This window comes from Marinobacter sp. 1-3A (assembly GCF_016597775.1).
Lineage (GTDB): Bacteria > Pseudomonadota > Gammaproteobacteria > Pseudomonadales > Oleiphilaceae > Marinobacter > Marinobacter xiaoshiensis.
On sequence record NZ_VCGZ01000033.1, the window covers coordinates 1 to 1,691 of the forward strand.

2 protein-coding genes are annotated in these 1,691 nt (G+C 52.5%); both read right to left on the reverse strand.

Features of this window, described 5'->3' with window-relative positions; translation table 11 throughout:
• Positions 1-620: 620 nt before the first annotated feature.
• Positions 621-968: a DUF3024 domain-containing protein gene (locus tag FE848_RS18520; protein WP_200205388.1), complete on the reverse strand. Its 348-nt coding sequence runs from the start codon at positions 966-968 to the stop codon at positions 621-623.
• Positions 969-1,070: 102 nt separating this feature from the next.
• Positions 1,071-1,550: a hypothetical protein gene (locus tag FE848_RS18525; protein ID WP_200205389.1), complete on the reverse strand. Its 480-nt coding sequence runs from the start codon at positions 1,548-1,550 to the stop codon at positions 1,071-1,073.
• Positions 1,551-1,691: the final 141 nt, after the last annotated feature.

Sequence of the window (1,691 nt, forward strand, 5' to 3'; positions counted from 1 at the left end):
GTCATGGGTTGGCCGACGCTCCCCGAGGGTAGAACTCTCCAACAAACCGATGAACTGGTCAGTGGTAATGGAATGATTCACCTTGAAGGTTATAGCCATACCTCTCCTTGGCAATTAACGCGAAGCTAAGCGGTGCCCTGACAAGGGCATCCGGTGGACGGCCCTCGGGCCGGGAACGCACTTGAGCGACTGGTTAGCTGGGGGTAACTGTGAAGACCATTCCCTGGCAACCAACGCGACGGCCTGCTCCACTGCCCTTGCACCAACACCCGCCGATGCACCGCTATAAAACTACCGCCAACGATGCGGTGAATGAACCTGAACTTCAGATTAGCAGATCTAATATGAATTATCGGCGGACAGCCCCGCAAGGCCAATAACGATTTTCAAACCAACACCAGAGAGCGATTGAGCTGCCAACGACCCGCCGAATGTGCGGGCCTTGGCAAAGCCACCAAAACATTCGGATGCGCTACCCACTTTCGGCCAAGGCCACTGGCACCGAGCCACCAAAAAAGGACAAAGCACTACCAGCTAACGCTGAATTAAGCGGCGGCCCGACAGGGACGTCCGGTGGACGGCCGCCAGGCCGGGAACGAACTTGAATGACTGGTTATGTGCTACCCGAAGAAACAGCCATTCTCGTCGGCATTTACGATAGCAAAAAATTCCTCAATGGAGCGTGACTCAGGTTCTGGCATGTAGGAGTGCCACTTTAAATCGCTACGCATCCAGTAGATTTTCCAGCGTTGAGATTTTTTGACGTAGGTAGCTTTTGCTACCGGCGACTCAATGATTGTGGTCGGCTCGCGGAAATGTGGGCGAATCTCGACAATCTGCACGCTTTGGCCAGAAACTCGAACTTCTAGATCTAACTTGGGCCGGATCTCGACTGGCGGCCTCCGGTCTTCCAGAAATTCAGAAGCGGCCCGCTCGATTTTCTTTGCTTCGAACTCACTGAATGCCATATGGATTCTCAATGGGAACGCCCGCATAACGCCAAAAATAAGCGGCGGCCCGACAGGGGCGTCCGGTGGAGGCCGAAGGCCGGAACGAACTTAATTGACTGGTTATATGTTTTGACCACGGGACGCCTCAAGTAACTGGCTGTAATGAGCCGTCTCTTTTTCTAAGTCAGCCTCCAACCGGACACGGAGTCTGCGAACATCTGCTAATGCGTGATGGTGCAACGTAACATCACTTCCACTTCCTGCTGCTTCGGCAACTTTGCGCTGCTCGTCTTCTTGATTTTTTAAATCACTGAGAACATTGAGGTTACTGCGCAAGCGTTTAATCTCGTCATCAGTAAAGGGCAGAAGCTCGGGGAACTGTTGAAGCAACATCACTTTTTGAGCAGTAACCAGTGCTAGCTTCCCGACGGCAGCATTTTGTTGTTCAATTTCCACCAATATATCGGTACGCCTCTCCGCTTTCTGAATTGTTCTTACCATTTTTTCTGCGCGAACAGCTCTCCAGTTGGCCACTGCTGCCAATATGGCCGCCAACCCTGCAATGAATTCCGAGGCATATTGTTGTAAGAACTCGATCAATTAGACTTTTCCCGAATACATATAACGCCAGTGGTAATGGGCGCCAACGGAGCGCAGCGCAGTTGGCGTCCCGTTGACCACCTTGTTAGCACCAGCCAGCGGCATGACGGTGCTCGCTGGCGAACTGAATTGTTCGCAACA